Genomic DNA, 17110 nt, shown 5'->3' on the forward strand with positions numbered 1-17110 from the left:
TTTTTATGAAGGTGCTAATGTTTGGGTGGGAATTTCCACCACATATTTCTGGAGGTCTTGGGACGGCGTGTTATGGCTTGGTGAAAGGGATGGCTCACCATAACCAAGACATCATATTTGTAGTACCTAAACTTTGGGGAGACGAGGAACCATTGGCAGATTTTGTCAATGCAAGTGATGTTACGATAGACTACCGTGAAAAACGATTCAAAAAATTCTGGAAAAACCTCACTTATTTAGAAGTAAGTAGCTTTTTGGTCCCCTACTTAGGACCTGATGAATTTAAGAAATATACTGATTATGCCATCCATGACAGGACTGATGTTGATGAAAGTGTATTCTCAAACAAATTTGAATTCAGCGGAAAGTATGGGAAGGACTTAATGATGGAGGTTTCCCGCTATGCTTTAGTAGCAGCTCATATTTCCAAAAATAAGGAGCACGATATCATTCATGCCCATGACTGGCTTTCTTTTCCTGCCGGGATCGCTGCTAAAGAAATCAGTGGAAAGCCTATGGTAGCCCATGTGCATGCGACTGAATTTGACCGATCAGGCGAATCTGTAAACCAGGTGGTTTATGATATAGAGCGCGCAGGCATGGAAGCTGCGGACCATGTGGTTGCAGTAAGTCAGCTAACCAAAAACATTATCATAAAAAAATATGGCATCCCTGCTGAAAAAGTAACGGTCCTTCATAATGCTGTCCTTGACGCCAGTATTATCAAGTCTAGTTATCAAAAGAAGGTACCAGAAAAGATTGTTACTTTCCTTGGAAGAATCACCTTCCAGAAAGGCCCTGAATACTTCGTAGAAGCAGCAAAAAAGGTCATTGAGCGAGATCCTAACGTACGTTTTGTAATGGCGGGTAATGGGGATTTGCTCAATCGAATGATTGATCGAGTGGCAGAACTTCGAATGGGGACAAAGTTTCATTTTACAGGATTTCTCAAAGGTGACGATGTGGACCACATGTATGCCATTTCAGACGTATATGTAATGCCATCAGTATCTGAGCCCTTTGGCATCTCTCCTTTAGAAGCAGTTAGACATAATACTCCTGTAATTATCTCCAAACAATCTGGTGTGGCCGAGGTCCTAAATAATGCCATCAAAATCGACTTTTGGGACATTGACTCCATGGCAGATGCCATTTTTGCTTTGCTACATTATGATGGTATATCTAAAATGTTCAAAGAGCTTGGAACAGAAGAATTGAAAAAATTAAAATGGGAGCATGTGGCTGAAAAATTGATCACAGTGTACCGAAAAACATTATCGAAGAAATCATGAGAACCATCTGCTTTTACTTCCAGGTTCATCAGCCATACCGTCTGAAGCCTTATCGTTTTTTTGACATCGGAGACGATCATCATTACTGGGACGATTTCCTGAATCGTAGTGTCATGCGAAAGGTAGCTCAGAAATGCTATTTACCTATGAATGCTTTATTGTTGGAAATGATCAACAAGTATAATGGCGCATTCAAAGTGAGTTTCTCTATGTCAGGCGTATTTTTAGATCAGTTAGAGACTTACGCCCCTGATGTTTTGGAAAGTTTTCAAAAACTAGTGGCAACTGGTCATTGTGAATTGCTCAATGAAACTTATGCCCACACATTAGCAGCTTTGAAAAGCAAGGATGAGTTTCAAAGTATGGTGAAAAAGCATCAGGAAAAAATCAAGAAACTTTTCAATGGGTACAAGCCAAAAGTATTTAGAAATACGGAGCTTATTTACTCAGATCAAATCGGCGCTATGGTCGCAGAAATGGGTTTTGATGCCATTTTAACGGAAGGAGCAAAGCACGTGCTTGGATGGAAAAGCCCAAATTATGTTTACGTAAACAGCATTGATCCTAAGCTAAAAGTATTGCTGAAAAACTTTCAGCTTTCGGATGATATCGCATTTAGATTTGGAAACAAAGGCTGGGATGACTATCCGCTAACTACGGACAAGTTCGTAAAATGGATAAACAACGTTCCTCAAGAAGAAGAGACAATTAATCTATTCATGGATTATGAGACTTTCGGGGAACATCAATGGGCTGAAACGGGAATTTTCGAATTCATGAGGGCTCTTCCAGACGCAGTTTTCAGTAAGACTAACTTTACATTTTCTACCCCATCAGAAGTTGCCGATAAGATTTCTCCAGTTGGTAAAATCCATGTTCCAATTCCTATTTCTTGGGCAGATGAGGAGCGTGATTTGACAGCATGGTTAGGTAATGACCTACAAGACGAGGCATTTGATCGACTTTTTGAAATGGAGAAGTTGGTAAAAGGAATTGATGACGATGATATTCAGCGCGACTGGGCATATCTGCAAACCAGTGATCACTTCTATTACATGTGTACTAAGTTCTTTTCAGACGGAGATATTCATGCATATTTCAGCCCATATGATTCGCCATATGAAGCATTTATTAATTACATGAATGTCCTCAGTGACTTTATGATAAGGGTGAAAGAAAAACTCAGTGAAAAGGAAGCCAAGGTTTCAGATGTATAGATAAAAACAATTAGACCGATTAGCTTCGGTCTTTTTTTATGTCAAAATTTGCATCAAACCTAGGCAAATTTTTAAGGCACTTTCTAAGTTTTGAATAAAATAGCTTACTAATCTTCTGGTTGATTAATCCTGAAATTTTCAATTCCAGAGGTAAGAGTATCTAACGATTCTGATAGATTTTGATGAGCAAAAGGGTTTGTGACGCATACTTTTTCATACGACAAATGCCCTATTTAATAGATCAACTAATTGTTAGTATATGGAGAGACTCCCTTTCACTAACCTGATTTACAGACGTTTAACAACATTTTAAGCAAATAACAAGTAAACTAACAAGCCGCTTCGCATTTAAAAATCCCACGTCTATCATCTAATTTAGAGCTATCAGAATCACAAAAACGTCTCGCATTAATAACTCTAATTATGAAAATTACACTACTAACAATTCTTCTGTTTCTGACAGGAATTCTACAGCCAGCTGATCCTTATATTTCATCAAAGGATTATGATGTCAGTACTTTTCACCGTGGCAAGCAATCATCAAAATCTCCAAAGCGGGTTTATATCCAAAAATTCAGAGCCCTATTTGAAGTGTATGAGGAAGCTTCTGCAAGTACAGCAGCATCTAAAAATGACCGTGCGAATCGTACTACCACTGTATCAGGCACTAAAACCAGAATGGGAGTACAATTGAGCGGTGTGGATATCCCTGATTTCCAGAAAATAGTTGATGAGGCATATGCCGATTTTGTAGCACAGCTGGAAGCTGAAGGGTATGAAATCATTTCTGCTGATGAGGCTGGAAAAACTGATTACTATTCAGGTTATACAAAAATGAAAGGTGGTGCCTCCTCTACTGATCAAGCTACAGGATACGTCATGGTGACTCCTACAGGATATGACTACTGGGTAAAAGACGTCTCTAGCAGCGGCCGTGAGAAAGGAACATTCACAGATACTAGTTCCAAATTATCTAAAGATCTGGGTGACGCCTATGTTGCGGAAGCCACTTTCATATTCCCATTTGTGAATTTGGATGCAAGCTCAACCAGCTTTGCAAACTATGCTTCTTCTAAAGTAAAGGCTGACATTAATTTGAGAATGGCCGCAAGTGTAGGATCTATGGACAATGAGCAAATGAGTTTAGGTAAGTTTGCAAAAGGGTTTACTACCTCGCCTACTCAGTCTCTATTAGCATCCAAAGTACGATTTGTAGCAGGCCATATGGCGAGCTCACCACTTTTTGACTCTTCCACTGCCCTGAAAAGAGATGTATACTTTGGAGAAATCTTTGCCGAAGACAAATTGGTAGAAGTTACTTCTGCTGAAGTAGCTACCTTTTCTAAAACAGCTTATCCACAATTGGTCATGGTATCTGGAGGGGAAATGACTCTTGCTTCGCATTATGTAGCATGTGATCATGAAAAGTACATCGCCTCTGCAAAAGGTTCCATTATGGAAATGATAGGAAGCGGAATTAGCAATTTCAAGGAGCTTGTAAAAGATTAAATAAACCACTACACATAAAAAAAGGGCTTATCATTTAAAGATGATATGCCCTTTTTTTTATGAATTAGCATTTCTAATAACTTTCCTTCTCATTCGGAAAGCTCATGGCTCTTTACGTCTTTGATGTATTGGCCGAAGGCCTCCATCATGATGCCCTCGAGGTCTGCATATTGCCTCAAGAATCTTGGTTTGAACTCCTGAGTGATCCCGAGCATATCGTGTACAACCAAAACTTGCCCATCAACTCCTCCACCTGCACCTATACCGATAATTGGAATAGAAACTGACTCGGCCACTTTCTTAGCAAGGTCCGCAGGAATTTTTTCCACAACGATAGCAAAACAGCCTAGCTCTTCCAGAAGCTTAGCATCCTCCACTAGCTTTCTTGCCTCAGCTTCCTCTTTTGCTCTTACTGTATATGTGCCGAATTTATAAATGGACTGCGGAGTAAGGCCCAAATGCCCCATTACCGGAACTCCAGCACTTAATATTCTCGCAATAGATTCCTTGATTTCAGATCCACCTTCTACTTTCACAGCATGAGCACCGGATTCCTTCATGATCCGAATCGTAGATCGCAATGCTTCAGAGCTATTTCCCTGATAACTTCCAAAAGGAATATCCACCACCACAAAAGACCTGCTCACCGCTCTTACGACTGAAGAAGCATGATAGATCATCTGATCCAAAGTAATCGGCAAAGTAGTCTCATGACCTGCCATCACATTGGAGGCCGAGTCACCGACAAGAATAATATCGATCCCAGCAGCATCCACAATTTTTGCCATGGAATAATCGTAGGCTGTGAGCATGGAGATCTTCTCACCACGATCTTTCATTTCCTGAAGGATGTGCGTAGTGATACGTTTTACGTTTGCGGAGGAGTGTACTGACATAATTTTAATGTAGATAGACGAAGTAATTTTCTCCGGAGAAATCTACTTTGATATGTTCGTTGAGTGTAGTGGAAAGCTCGAAACCTGTGTAATCAGGACGAATCGGAAAAAGTCCATGACTTCGGTTGACAAGTACCGCGATTTCCATTCGATACAATTCCTCATCCAAAAAAGGCTTCATTGCATAGACTAATGTTTTGCCTGTATTGAGAACATCATCTACTAGAATCAATGTTTTCCCCTGCAAATCTATCTCATTGGAAAGCTGAACTTCCTCTGAAGCTACATGTGCCTTGTCCAAAATGATTTCTGTCTTTTCAATAATCAGCGGGGAAATCGCTTTAAGTTCTGTCGCTAGAAGATCAGAAAGAAACCTTCCCATTCCAGAGATCCCAGCAAACACGACGGCTTTTGAGTTGAGATTTCGTTCATAAATCTCATACGCCATTCGGGTGATTTTCTTCTTTATCTGTTGGTGATTGAGTACTTCGCTCATGGTATTTTATAAAAATGAAAATTAGGCCAATTCTACTTGGATTCAAAATCAAGCAGGCAGCTTATCTATAGTCATCCTCCTCATTCAGGATATTCAAATAGCTTTCGTATCGGTAAGGATGAATATGACCCGCTTCCACTTTCTCAAGCACGACACAACCTGGCTCATTCACATGTTGGCAGTTATTGTACTTGCATTGCCCAAGATACTTTCTCATTTCTGGAAAATAATGTGAAAGCTCATTATCCTCGATATCCAGAATCCCAAACTCCTTAATACCCGGGAGTATCGATCAGATCCCCACCATTTTCCAGCCTAAAAAGCTCCGCAAAAGTAGTCGTATGTACACCTTTAGAAGTGAATCCAGAAACTTCTTTTGTATGCTGGGTAGCTTCCGGCACCAAAGCATTGAGCAAAGTCGATTTCCCTACACCTGAATGACCTGAGATTAAAGTAGATTTTCCGGAGAGTACTGAATCAAACTTTTCTTTAAGATTTTCTTCTTTCAAAGCCGAAACTTCAAGCACCTTATAGCCTAATGGCTCATAAATCTCATGAATATCCAAGAGCCAGTCATCTGCTTTTTCGCCGGACATTTGATCCATCTTATTTACTACCAGAATAGCTGGAATCCTAAAGCTCTCTGTACTCACCAAAAACCTATCAATAAAACCCAGAGATGTTCTTGGGCTTTTCATGGTGATGACCAAAATTGCCAGTGGTCGAGATTGCTCGCAATGATATGAGAAAAATGTTGCTTCCGAGTAGACTTTCGAATTACGTAGTTTTCTCGAGGCAAAATATCAGAAATCACCGCCGTCTCCTGATTGTCTTCTTTTTCCAATTCTACCCAGTCTCCCACTGCAATAGGATTAGTCAACTTTAGCTCGTCCTGTTTGAATTTCCCCTTTAATCTAGAAGCGACTACCTCTCCTTCAGTCTGAACAAGATACCAGCTCCCTGTAGATTTTATAACTCTTCCCCTCATTTCTTTGAAACTAGTTTTTCCACCTTTTCTATAATTTTTGCTGCTGCTCCAATATTCATATCAAGCCATTGCTGAGCAGATTTCACACTTTCCTGATAAAATTCAGGTTGCTCCAATTTCTCAAATACCAGACTCAAACTCTCTGCATCACTTACTTCAAATCCGCACCCCTTGGCCTGGCTTTCTGCTGCTTCAGGAAATTTATCCACCTTCGACAATTTGCCGAATATCACCGGGACTTTGAATCCAATCGGCTCTAATATATTGTGGAGCCCTTTTCCAAATGCACCGCCTACATAAGCTATCCTAGCAAATTGATACAAAGAGCTTAGCATTCCAATATTATCTATAAAAAGCACATCTGGAGAATCGTCCGAATCCCAAAGGGAATACCTGACGGAAGACAAAGATAACTGATCCGACCAACGATTCATTGGCTCAGGACTCAAATCATGCGGCGCTATTATCCACCGATACACCTGGCTTTGAATTCATCAGCGGAATTAGCAGATCCATATCCTCCTGCCAAACAGAACCAGCCACTAAAGTTGGTTTATCCCCAACCCATTTAGCCATCTCTGGATAGTCCTTCTGATTACGTGCAGTTTCCGTAACTCTATCAAATCTAGTATCCCCAGTTACGTTTGTATGTTGGTAACCTATAGACTTAAGTAGGTCGAATGTGTTTTTATTTTGGGTAAAAATGTAATCGAATTGGAACAAGATTTTTCTAAAAAATCCATCACTTCTGAAATAGATTTGATTAGGTCGAAAAGATGCTGAGAATAGAAAAAGTGGGGTATTGCGGGATTTTACTGCAGCAATATGATGATACCAAAGATCATACTTGACAAAAAATGCCATGCTAGGGTTCAGGGTATTCACAAAATTATCTGCCAGCTTTTTACTATCCAGCGGCAGATATGTAATAAAATCTACATTAGGCTGAGATTTTTTAATCACATTGTCATAGCCAGATGGGCTGAAAAAACTAACAACAACCAATTGAGCTGGCTGTAAGCGTTTTAACTCAGCAATAACCGGCCTAGCCTGTTCATATTCCCCTAAGGATGCTACGTGAAACCACGCTAGCTCACCTTTGTTTTTAGACCTAAATACTATCAGTCTTTGAAATAGATTTTTTCTGCTAGAAGAGAAATGTCTAATTTTGGGTATAAAGAGTCCGCTTATCAGTAAAAGTATTCTGGCAAAAAATATCCCGATTCGATAAATCCATTTCATTTATCAAAAGTAGTTATTTGACATGAAATACTATTATTAATGATTTATTCAGGCTAAAAGGCTCTTTGAAAGCATGGATTTGAATATTCATACAAAAAAGACGAATCTCGCCGTGCATTTCCCCCTAAAAATAGCTACTTTCAAAGCCTTTGTTTTTCAAGTAGCTAATTAAGTTCAGCTAATAATATGATTAGAGTTTTATTTGTTTGTTTAGGTAATATATGTAGATCACCTCTTGCAGAAGCTATTTTTAATTATAAAGTAGAGCAAGCCGGCATGAAATCACAATTTAAAGCTGATAGTGCCGGTACTTCAGATTTTCACATTGGAGAACTGCCTGATGAAAGAACAATAAAATGTGCCAATAAATATAATTTACCTCTTAATCATCGCGGCAGACAAGTAAATCGTACAGATTTCAGGGATTTTGATTACATCCTTGCAATGGATGACAACAACCTTCGAAATCTTAATAACTTAAAAGCAAGGTATGGTTTTAAGGACAAAGGAATTTACCTCATGCGTGACTTTGTGGCTGAAACGCAGGGAATGTCAGTTCCAGATCCATATTATGGTGGAGAAGAGGGTTTTGAGGAAATATACCAAATATTGGATGAGGCCCTTGATCGTTTTCTAATACAGGTTAAAGCGACCCATCATCTCTATGCTTGACCAGCACGAGATCTACGAACAAATACTTTTTGAAAGCCTAGGTACTACGGCTGAATTAAAATCAGCTTCTCTTGTAGCAGCGGGAAATCATAATCAAGGTATCCGAATAGAAAGCAATTCAGGCGTATTTTTTCTAAAACTAAACTTCGATCATGAAAGGGATATTCTTCACAAAGAGGAAGAAGGGCTAAATCTTCTACGTCAATCCACTTTTCTCAAAGTTCCAGAAACTTATGGTTGTGGAAGAGTGAAGGATTATAATTTTTTGCTGTCTGAATTCATCCCTGAAGGTAAGGCCAAACTTGACTATTGGGAAAACTTGGGACTTGGCTTGGCTCATCTTCATTTGACATCTCGAAATGAATTCGGGTTAGAAAAGGACAATTACATTGCATCTATTCATCAAAAAAACCTACAAACATCCAATTGGGTAGACTTCTACATTGAGCAGCGATTGGAACCTCTAATTGGGAAAGCCTATTTTGATCGCCTGATTCCTTTGGAATTCTTAAAGAAATTTCAAGAAATCTACCCTAAGCTGGAAAGCAATTTCCCCAAGGAAAAACCTTCTTTGGTGCATGGCGATTTATGGTCTGGAAATGTGATTGCCACACCTGATGGAGAGCCATGCTTTATAGATCCTGCCGTCTATTTTGGACACCGAGAAATGGATATAGCCTTCAGTCGCCTATTTGGGGGATTTGACTCGAAATTTTATGACTCTTATGAATCTGTTTTACCATTAGAGCCAGGTTTTGAAGACAGAATGGGATTATATAATCTGTATCCACTGCTGGTTCATTTGAATCTTTTTGGCGTAGCCTATCTTCCAGGAATCGAGCGGATCATCAACCGATTTGTTAAATAGGCTACCCCATTTTAAAGATTTCAACTTAAATTCAGAAGTACTTTTTCTCCAGTTTCTACAGCTTTGAAAATAGCATCTATTATCTTCATATCCTTCACTCCTTCTTCTCCATCTACGGGTACTTCAGGCTTTTTCCCATCAAAAATTATAGCTGCCATTTCATCCATTTGAACTGTCTGATGCGTGACGATTGGCTCAGTTAAAGGGCCTTTATTGGTTTCCCCTTTTATGGGACCATAGCCTGTCGAAGGCTGCATTTCTGCCCAGCCTTTGCTTCCATTAAGATAAAACCTATCTAGATTATTCATATTGTAGGTAGATAAGCAAGAAGCAATTACCCCACTTGGAAAGCCAAGTTGGAATGTGATCGTCTCATCAATTCCCTCTTTAAATTTTTCAGGATTGGTTTTGACCTCCTGAGCGGTCACCCAAATTGGTTCCTCTCCAATCATATACCGGGCACCATTAATCGAATATATCCCTATATCCATCATGGCGCCACCGCCTGAAAGTTTCGGATCTAGTCTCCATTGAGTTGGATCACCAATGGTAAAACCACTTAGTCCCTGAAAAAATCGAATGTCACCAAATTCTCCTGCCTTTCTCATTCGAATCACTTCTAATGTATTTGGCTCAAAATGCATTCTATATCCAATCAAAAGATGAACGCCTGCCGTTTTGCACGCATCGACCATCGCTTGACCATCTGCTGCGTTCACAGCCATCGGTTTTTCGCAGATAGCATGCTTTCCAGCTTTGGCTACTCGGATTACCTGATCCTTATGTAGAGCATTTGGAGTGATCACATAGACGGCGTCAATGTCAGGGTTATCCTTGATTGCATCGAAATTCTCATAGTTGTAGCAATTTTTCTCAGGAATACCATACTTCTCTCTCCAAGCAACCACTTTTGAGGGAGTTCCACTGATTACTCCAACCAATTTGGTTCGCTGGCAACTTTGAATCGCTTCCGCAACTCGGGTGCCGTAGCTACCAAGGCCCATGATTGCAACACGCAAGGTTTTTGAATCTTTAGCATATTCAGAAATTTGATCAGCCATAACAGAAAATGGGTTTAAAACGGGCACAGTCAATGCCATAGCAGAAAGACTGGCTCTTTGTAAAAATATTCTTCTAGTTTTCATAGGGTAAGGTTAGGTTATCGAGTTTATATCCTGAAACTATTGATTTTTGATGAAATACCAGTGGTTTCAGGAAATGACTTTTATCGAAAGTCTAGTTTAACCGTCTCACTACCTGCACCATATTTCTGGTGCTTTGCTCCAGCAGTACCTCGTACCCATCCAATAGAGACGGGATTGAATCCGGCTTTGGATGTAATACCGTCAACAAGTCTAAGCCTTCATTGTATCGTATTATAAAATCATTTTTAAGTTTGGCCAACAATTGCTCCAATTTGAACAGTTGGGAGTCTACCACGATGGAGATAGTTATCGCTGAGGTTTGCAACATGTTTGCCCTGAGCTTTAACATTTGCAACTGTTCATACACTTGATGGATGTGCTTCTCTTCAATAAAAGTGAAATCCGTCACTTTAAAAGACACTAGAATTTGATCCTTTTTCAAAATAATAGTCGGTACAGTTTCAACCTTTGCTGTCTTATGGATTTTTGTCCCATTCTCTTCCGGATGGAGAAAAGATTTGACGAAGAGTGGAATTCCTGCATTCGCCAATGGCTTAATAGTCTTAGGATGAATCACCGAAGCTCCGTAATAGGTCATTTGTGCTGCTTGCTGATAATCCAGCTCACTAAAAAGCTTCGTATCCTTGAATAATTTTGGATCAGCATTGAGCACACCAGGCACATCCTTCCAGATCGTGACCGATCCGGCATCAAGGCTAGTGGCTAGAATTGCCGCAGTAAAATCAGACCCTTCTCGACCTAACGTTGTCGGTCTTCCAGATGAATCAGCACCAATAAATCCTTGAGTCAAAACAGGAAACTGCTCCAATTTCGGTCTCAATTGTGATTGGCAATTTCTGCGCGTTTTCTCCCAATCTACCTTAGCAAATCGAAAATCACTATTTGTACAGATCAGTTCCCGTGCATCTTGCCACAGGACGAGTAATGCCTGCGAGCATAAATACTCCATGACAATTCTGGAAGAAAGCATTTCTCCAAAACCAATTACCCGATCATAATATTCATCGTAATTCTCCTTGGAAACAGGTTTGTTGAGTTCATGATGGAGCAGGATGAAGTAGTTCTCGATTTTAGGGAAAATTACATGTCCCTCGGGAAATAACTCTGTGCAAATATCCAGGTGGTAAGACTTCAAATTTGAACTATTCCAAGAATAATCCTGATTTGTTAATTTAAGAGAGAGAATAGTTTCAAGATGATTTGTAGTTTTTCCCATGGCTGAAACCACAATCACAAAATTATTTCGCAATCGATTACGGAGAATATTAGCCAAGTTTTTAACTGCAGGGGCATCTTTTACAGAAGCTCCGCCAAATTTATAAATCTGAGTTTTTGTCATTAAAATATTTGCTTACTTTTCAATAAGATTAAACCACCAATTGAACTATTCCAATATATGAAAATCCTTCCTTACCAACCTGATCAAAGCGGACTAGCCTACTCTGTCGGCACTACCTTAGACAGATTTATTAAACTCAAGCAAAGCGATTTCCCTTTTGCTTCAGGTGAACTTTCACAACTTCTGCGAGATATCGCACTTGCAGCCAAGATAGTAAATCGCGAAACCACTAGAGCCGGACTATCAAATATCGGCGGGGCCTTTGGTCAAGTCAATGTACAAGGAGAAGAGCAACAAAAGCTGGACGTCATTGCTAATATCCGATTTATGCGTGCCCTGAGTAAGGGTGGCGAAGTCTGTGCCATAGTTTCTGAAGAAGAGGATTCTGTGATTGATTTACAAAATAGCTCTGGAAAGTATGTAGTTGCTATAGATCCCCTCGATGGCAGCTCCAATATTGATGTAAATATTTCCATAGGAACAATATTTTCGATTTACCGCAGAAAGACTCCGGCTGGAAGCCCTATTCAAAGAGAAGACATCATGCAAGCAGGTACGGAGCAGGTCGCTGCTGGTTATGTGCTCTATGGCTCTTCGACAATGTTAGTTTACACCACAGGATGCGGAGTAAATGGCTTTACATACGAACAATCGTTGGGGGAATTTTTCCTTTTCCACCCCAATATTCAGGCTCCAAAAAACGGAGAAATTTATTCCGTAAATGAAGGTTCTCAGAAAGAATGGGAAGAAGGAATGAAGGCTTATGTAGACCAATGCAAGGATAGGAGATACTCTGCCAGATACATTGGCTCCTTGGTAGCAGACTTCCATAGAAACTTGCTAAAAGGTGGGATTTACCTTTATCCTGCTACTCATAAGAACCCATCCGGGAAATTACGATTGTTGTATGAAGCAAATGCCTTGGCACTTATAGCGGAGCAAGCTGGTGCAATGGCAACAGATGGATGCAACCGGATTTTGGAGATCCAACCGACCACGCTTCGTCGAAAGAACACCGCTACTGATTGGTTCATCAGAGATGGTACAGGAAGCAGAAGCATTCATGAATTACCCGGTAGAAAAGCCGACTTCCTAAGCAGGTCATCGAATGAGCTGGCAAGAGTCAAAGATGTATTTTATCTTGCAACTTATTTACAACGCTATGAAATCGAGCATGAGTAAGAACCCCTTGCATAGAGGTTTTACTGTAATGCATGCGAGATTCCATGTGACCATTGGAAAACAATATAAACACATGACAAAAAACAAACTATACCTGCCTATCGCTCTCGTAGCATCTGGCATCGCCTTAGCAACATCTTGCTCACCTAAAGAGCAAGAAGCTGTAGTCGAACCTATCGATGAGACTTACGCTGTTCAAACTGAACAGCTATTAATGAATTGTGACACCCTTTATACTGGATTTGAAAATCCTTGGGGCATGACATGGCTATCTGATGGTAGAATGCTTGTTACTGAGAAAAAAGGAGAAATCCTTATTTTCAAAGACGATAAATTCACCGGAGAGAAAGTACAGGGGCTACCTGAGGTTTGGACAAAAGGTCAATCTGGTTTGTTGGACGTTACAGCTCATCCAAAATTTGATGAGAATGGCTGGATCTATATTTCCTATGGCAAGCTAATGCCAGATAGCACATCCGCTACAACGATCACAAGATTTAAATTAGAAGGCAATAATGCAGTCAATCAAGAAGAGCTGGATTCAATCGCTTCCAGCATGGAAAAGCAATGCGCATTACGGTAGTCGAATTGTATTCGATAACGACGGATACCTTTACTATTCTAGTGGAGACCGTCAAAACACTCCTACAAATGCACAGGATTTGACCAACTCTCATGGAAAAATTCACCGAATTCATGACGATGGCAAGAATCCCGACTGACAATCCATTTGTACAATACTGGGTGCAGTAGCTTCAATCTGGACTTATGGAAACAGAAACCCTCAAGGCTTGTATTTCGACAAAGAAAATGATCAACTTTATGAAGAACATGACACGTATTCAAGGTAGTAACGTTGATTTCTTGGAAAAAGGAAAAAATTACGGTTGGCCAGTGATTACTTGGGGAATTGGATATGATGACAAACCAGTTTCTGACATTCAGGAAAAAGAAGGAATGGAACAACCATTAACTTATTATGTACCATCCATCGCTACTGCGGGTATGACAATGGTGACTTCAGATAAATATCCCGCTTGGAAAGGAGATATTCTTATCGGCGCATTAAAGAAAATGCACATCAACCGTGTAGACATGAATGGATCTACTGCTGGAGAGCAAGAGATAATGCTTCAGGACATTGGGCGTGTACGCCAGGTATCTCAAAGCCCAGATGGCTATATTTATGCTATTACTGAAGGTACAGGCTTAATGGTAAAGTTGATTCCGATTAGATAAGAAATAATAACAAAATTGGAAAAAGCCACTTTTGATCACTCAGAAGTGGCTTTTTCTAACTGTACTAAGCGCCACACTTCTCTCAAAAATCTGACAGATCACTAGTTGGCATATGGTAGTGCTTCAAATCCTACTTCAAGGGAAGCAAGTTAAATCTGTGCTCACTGTATAAAACTCTGTGTCCATTGCAGCCAAAAGTCTACACAAAATCTACATCCACATTGAATGGGTATTTCATCAAAAACTGTAGTGCATCTTCTACTTCTAAATCATCAAAAAGCACACGATATAAATTTTCTGTGATCAGCACCCGGAGATCAGCAGTTTCAGGAATGCTTTAATTATTCTAACCGTATTTATACCTTCTGCCACTTCTTCCATATCTGCAAGAATCGAATCAAGGGTCTCTCCTTTCGCAAGTCTGTAACCTACAGTAAAATTCCTTGAATGTATAGAATTGCAAGTAGTAACCAAATCGCCAATTCCTGCCAAACCCATCACGGATTTAATACTCCCTCCAGTGCATTTCCCAAGTGGATCATCTCCACCATTCCTCTGCTGATCAGCAATCCTTTGGCATTTTCGCCCAAACCTAAACCTGCTAATGCACCTGAGGCGATAGCAATAATATTTTTCAATACTCCACTTATCTCCACGCCGATAATATCGGAATTTCCATAAACCTGAAATTTCTCAGACCTCAACAAACTCTGACCTTCTAAAATCACTTCATTGTATTTCTCGGCTATCACAGTAGAGCTGCAGGTTGACCTTGAGCCAGTTCCTTGGATAGATTTGGCCCTGCTAGACACCCAACTCTTACAGCCACAGTTTCTTGCAGGATTACTTCGCTCATCGTCAGTATTTGACTACGTTTGATCTTCTTGACTGTTTCCAGTGTTTCTCCAGACTTGAGATTCAAACAGAGCCCTTTGGTACCATGAATAATCAAGTGATAGGAAAACAATAGGGCGAAAAAGTCTTCACTACTTCCTGAAAGCCTGAAGATGGAATCATCAAGAAAAGCACATCACAGCTTTTGCAAAGTTGTGCAGGATCATTAGAAGCAATTATATTTTTTGCCAATGCTTTTCCTTGAGCAGAATGAGACGAATTAATTTCATTGACTACTTCCTGCTTTCGGCATAGACCATCACAGGGTTTTTAGCCGCTAGAATATTTGCGATGGCTGCGCCAAAGCTTCCCACTCCTACCACTCCGATATACTTAGCTTCGTGAGTTTTTTTCGAGTCCATATCCGGTTAATCTGTTATGATAAAAATAAAGTAGGCTCATGTCATCAGTTCCTATCTCCCATTTTTGTCACGGATAATAGGGCGTTTAGCATGGTACATACCCACATTTTCCATCCCTCGACTGATTATTTCATCCAAATCAAGCGAAAGATGACATATGATCAATCCCTGTGACTTCAATTCCTTGATTTTGTCTAGCACAAGACTGACAATTTGCCTTAAACGTCCTCATAAGGGATCGCGATATCTGTCCTCTGGTCATCTTAGTAAGTCAAACAAATCAAGTTTTCTGTTTTGCTTTTTGATTAGCTCAAAAGCCACAAAAGCCACCAAATGAGAATTAAACACCCGGTTGATTTTGTGAAATTCCTCCACAATTCGCTTTCCAAGCATATTCGTGTATTCTTCCTCCCGCTGATTATCCACTGAGACTTTCCCGTCAGAAATAAAATAATCCCTCGTATCAATCACCCGACCATGTTTATCCAAGCTTCTGCCATCCACATCCACGTAGTTCCCTAACACATCCATTGCCTTACCTACAGACACTGAGATATCAGATCCTTTGGTGAAAAACTTGATTAGGAACTTGGATATCTTGTACGAATTGGAGAACTCATCATTCTCCTTATAATAACGCTCTTGACCGGTGATGCTCAAGTGATCTCGGATCAAACTCGGCGCTTCCAATACAAAGTGATAATTAATCGTAACCGGAACGATGAAAATCTTACCTGAGATATCATTCAATCCATTTTCGAAATTTGCCCGCTGTGCCTCGATCGCAGTACTTAGAAGGCCAAGTTTGAGTTTGGACTCGATCATCCCACTGCGGGATCTAGTTCCCCCAGGAAAAAACAAGGAATGACATCCAAACTGAATGGCTTCTTTGGAATAGGTTTTGAGCGTCTCCAGATACATCAGATTCTTTTTCCTCCGATCCACTTTGTAGGCTCCGAGAGAATTCATGAAGTAGGCAAAAATGGAAATATTGAAGAGATTCAATCCTGCTCCATAAATAAAAGGCGGTAAGCCTAAAACAGAAATCACCCATCCGATCAAGATACTATCAAGATTACTGAAGTGAGTGGGAACCATGACCACGGTGCCTTTAGTAGCCAGGTCACGCAATTGATCTGTTTCTCCAGTGATCTGTATTTTATCCTGTAAGGTGTATTGATTGCTGAAAATAGACTTGAAACCCTTCACACGAGCTGCATTCAGCAATCTCGAAAACCCATAAGTAACCACTGATCGGGTAAACTTATAATGGGTAGTTTTGAAATTACTGGCAATTTCCTCTGCGTAGCGAGCTGTGATTTGATTCAAAACCACCTTGTAAGCCTGCAGTTTTTTGACCTTACTTTTTACTGTTTCAGTACTTATTTGTACCAAAGAAGACTTACTCCACTCCAAAAAGACGAATCATCATCAGGATCTACAACCCAAGGATTTTGCTTGATTCGAAGTTTCTCCCGGTATAAAGTCGTTTCCAATTCTTCTTTGAGAATATCAGGACTGTTGCCAGTGAGATTGAGAATCCTATCCTCCGACAGGTCAGCAACTTTTTTTACAAATTCCTTCCGCTCTCGCGCCAACTTCACTAACTGGCCATTCCTCTTTACTAGGGTGAATCGGCTCGTACTTATGCTTGATGTATTTCTCCTCCAAGTGGCTGGTTTTTATTAAAAATCAATCCAAAGATAGTGAAAAGCCCTTTCTTATATGAATGATCCCTGTGAAGTAAT

The 17110-nt window shown here is 40.1% G+C and carries 12 protein-coding genes and 6 pseudogenes; 9 read left to right on the plus strand and 9 right to left on the minus strand.

What is annotated here, in order from left to right:
• Positions 1–5: 5 nt before the first annotated feature.
• The 3 genes from AC0L6R_RS00290 to AC0L6R_RS00300 all read left to right on the plus strand — a co-directional run bounded on the left by AC0L6R_RS00290 (position 6) and on the right by AC0L6R_RS00300 (position 4018).
• Positions 6–1292, plus strand: coding sequence for a glycosyltransferase family 4 protein (locus AC0L6R_RS00290; protein WP_283414067.1), 1287 nt, complete (start codon positions 6–8; stop codon positions 1290–1292).
• Positions 1289–2509, plus strand: a complete 1221-nt coding sequence (locus AC0L6R_RS00295; RefSeq protein WP_283414066.1) for a glycoside hydrolase family 57 protein — start codon at positions 1289–1291, stop codon at positions 2507–2509. Before AC0L6R_RS00290 ends, AC0L6R_RS00295 begins: the two co-directional genes overlap by 4 nt.
• Before the next feature lie 423 nt (positions 2510–2932).
• Positions 2933–4018 carry a hypothetical protein gene (locus AC0L6R_RS00300; protein ID WP_283414065.1) on the plus strand — a complete coding sequence of 362 codons (1086 nt, stop codon included), beginning with the start codon at positions 2933–2935 and terminating at the stop codon, positions 4016–4018.
• Between the two features lie 73 nt (positions 4019–4091).
• On the opposite strand, the pseudogene panB reads toward AC0L6R_RS00300, so the two are convergent.
• From panB to AC0L6R_RS00325, 5 genes and pseudogenes are all read right to left on the minus strand, one after another.
• Positions 4092–4914, minus strand: a pseudogene (panB, locus tag AC0L6R_RS00305) (3-methyl-2-oxobutanoate hydroxymethyltransferase).
• A 4-nt stretch (positions 4915–4918) separates the two neighbouring features.
• The gene (locus AC0L6R_RS00310; protein ID WP_283414063.1) at positions 4919–5410 is read right to left on the minus strand and encodes a phosphoribosyltransferase family protein; all 492 of its coding nucleotides are present in this window, start codon (positions 5408–5410) and stop codon (positions 4919–4921) included.
• Between the two features lie 61 nt (positions 5411–5471).
• A pseudogene (rsgA, locus tag AC0L6R_RS00315) lies at positions 5472–6398 on the minus strand (ribosome small subunit-dependent GTPase A).
• Entirely contained in the window at positions 6395–6877 is a 483-nt protein-coding gene (locus AC0L6R_RS00320) for a 3-deoxy-D-manno-octulosonic acid transferase (RefSeq protein ID WP_473269360.1), read from the minus strand. The pseudogene rsgA and the gene AC0L6R_RS00320 overlap by 4 nt, the downstream one beginning before the upstream one ends.
• The gene (locus tag AC0L6R_RS00325; RefSeq protein WP_473269361.1) at positions 6849–7640 is read right to left on the minus strand and encodes a 3-deoxy-D-manno-octulosonic acid transferase; all 792 of its coding nucleotides are present in this window, start codon (positions 7638–7640) and stop codon (positions 6849–6851) included. Before AC0L6R_RS00325 ends, AC0L6R_RS00320 begins: the two co-directional genes overlap by 29 nt.
• Before the next feature lie 186 nt (positions 7641–7826).
• On the opposite strand from AC0L6R_RS00325, the gene AC0L6R_RS00330 reads away from it, so the two are divergent.
• Both AC0L6R_RS00330 and AC0L6R_RS00335 read left to right on the plus strand, forming a co-directional pair.
• Positions 7827–8312 (plus strand): low molecular weight protein-tyrosine-phosphatase, encoded by a 486-nt coding sequence (locus AC0L6R_RS00330; RefSeq protein ID WP_283414060.1) that lies wholly within the window; start codon positions 7827–7829, stop codon positions 8310–8312.
• Positions 8305–9180, plus strand: coding sequence for a fructosamine kinase family protein (locus AC0L6R_RS00335; protein WP_473269363.1), 876 nt, complete (start codon positions 8305–8307; stop codon positions 9178–9180). The genes AC0L6R_RS00330 and AC0L6R_RS00335 overlap by 8 nt, the downstream gene beginning before the upstream one ends.
• Positions 9181–9200: 20 nt before the next feature.
• Here the strand turns inward: AC0L6R_RS00335 and AC0L6R_RS00340 are convergent, their stop codons facing one another.
• A complete protein-coding gene (locus tag AC0L6R_RS00340) occupies positions 9201–10325 on the minus strand; it encodes a Gfo/Idh/MocA family protein (protein WP_473269364.1) in 1125 nt (374 codons plus the stop codon).
• A gap of 91 nt (positions 10326–10416) precedes the next feature.
• A complete protein-coding gene (locus AC0L6R_RS00345) occupies positions 10417–11685 on the minus strand; it encodes an aspartate kinase (protein ID WP_473269365.1) in 1269 nt (422 codons plus the stop codon).
• 57 nt (positions 11686–11742) lie between these two features.
• Between AC0L6R_RS00345 and fbp the strand changes: the two are divergent.
• The 4 genes and pseudogenes from fbp (at position 11743) to AC0L6R_RS00365 (ending at position 14106) form a co-directional block, all read left to right on the plus strand.
• Positions 11743–12781, plus strand: a pseudogene (gene fbp, locus AC0L6R_RS00350) (class 1 fructose-bisphosphatase).
• Positions 12782–12859: 78 nt separating this feature from the next.
• A complete protein-coding gene (locus AC0L6R_RS00355) occupies positions 12860–13450 on the plus strand; it encodes a PQQ-dependent sugar dehydrogenase (protein ID WP_473269367.1) in 591 nt (196 codons plus the stop codon).
• Positions 13383–13718, plus strand: a pseudogene (locus tag AC0L6R_RS00360) (PQQ-dependent sugar dehydrogenase). Before AC0L6R_RS00355 ends, AC0L6R_RS00360 begins: the two are co-directional and overlap by 68 nt.
• Positions 13636–14106, plus strand: coding sequence for a PQQ-dependent sugar dehydrogenase (locus tag AC0L6R_RS00365; RefSeq protein ID WP_473269366.1), 471 nt, complete (start codon positions 13636–13638; stop codon positions 14104–14106). Before AC0L6R_RS00360 ends, AC0L6R_RS00365 begins: the two are co-directional and overlap by 83 nt.
• A gap of 199 nt (positions 14107–14305) precedes the next feature.
• Here the strand turns inward: AC0L6R_RS00365 and AC0L6R_RS00370 are convergent.
• A pseudogene (locus tag AC0L6R_RS00370) lies at positions 14306–15362 on the minus strand (NAD(P)H-dependent glycerol-3-phosphate dehydrogenase).
• Positions 15334–17033: pseudogene (locus AC0L6R_RS00375) on the minus strand (1-acyl-sn-glycerol-3-phosphate acyltransferase). The pseudogenes AC0L6R_RS00370 and AC0L6R_RS00375 overlap by 29 nt, the downstream one beginning before the upstream one ends.
• Between the last annotated feature and the right edge of the window lie 77 nt (positions 17034–17110).

The sequence above is a fragment of the Algoriphagus sp. 10J20-15 genome, from assembly GCF_055809615.1.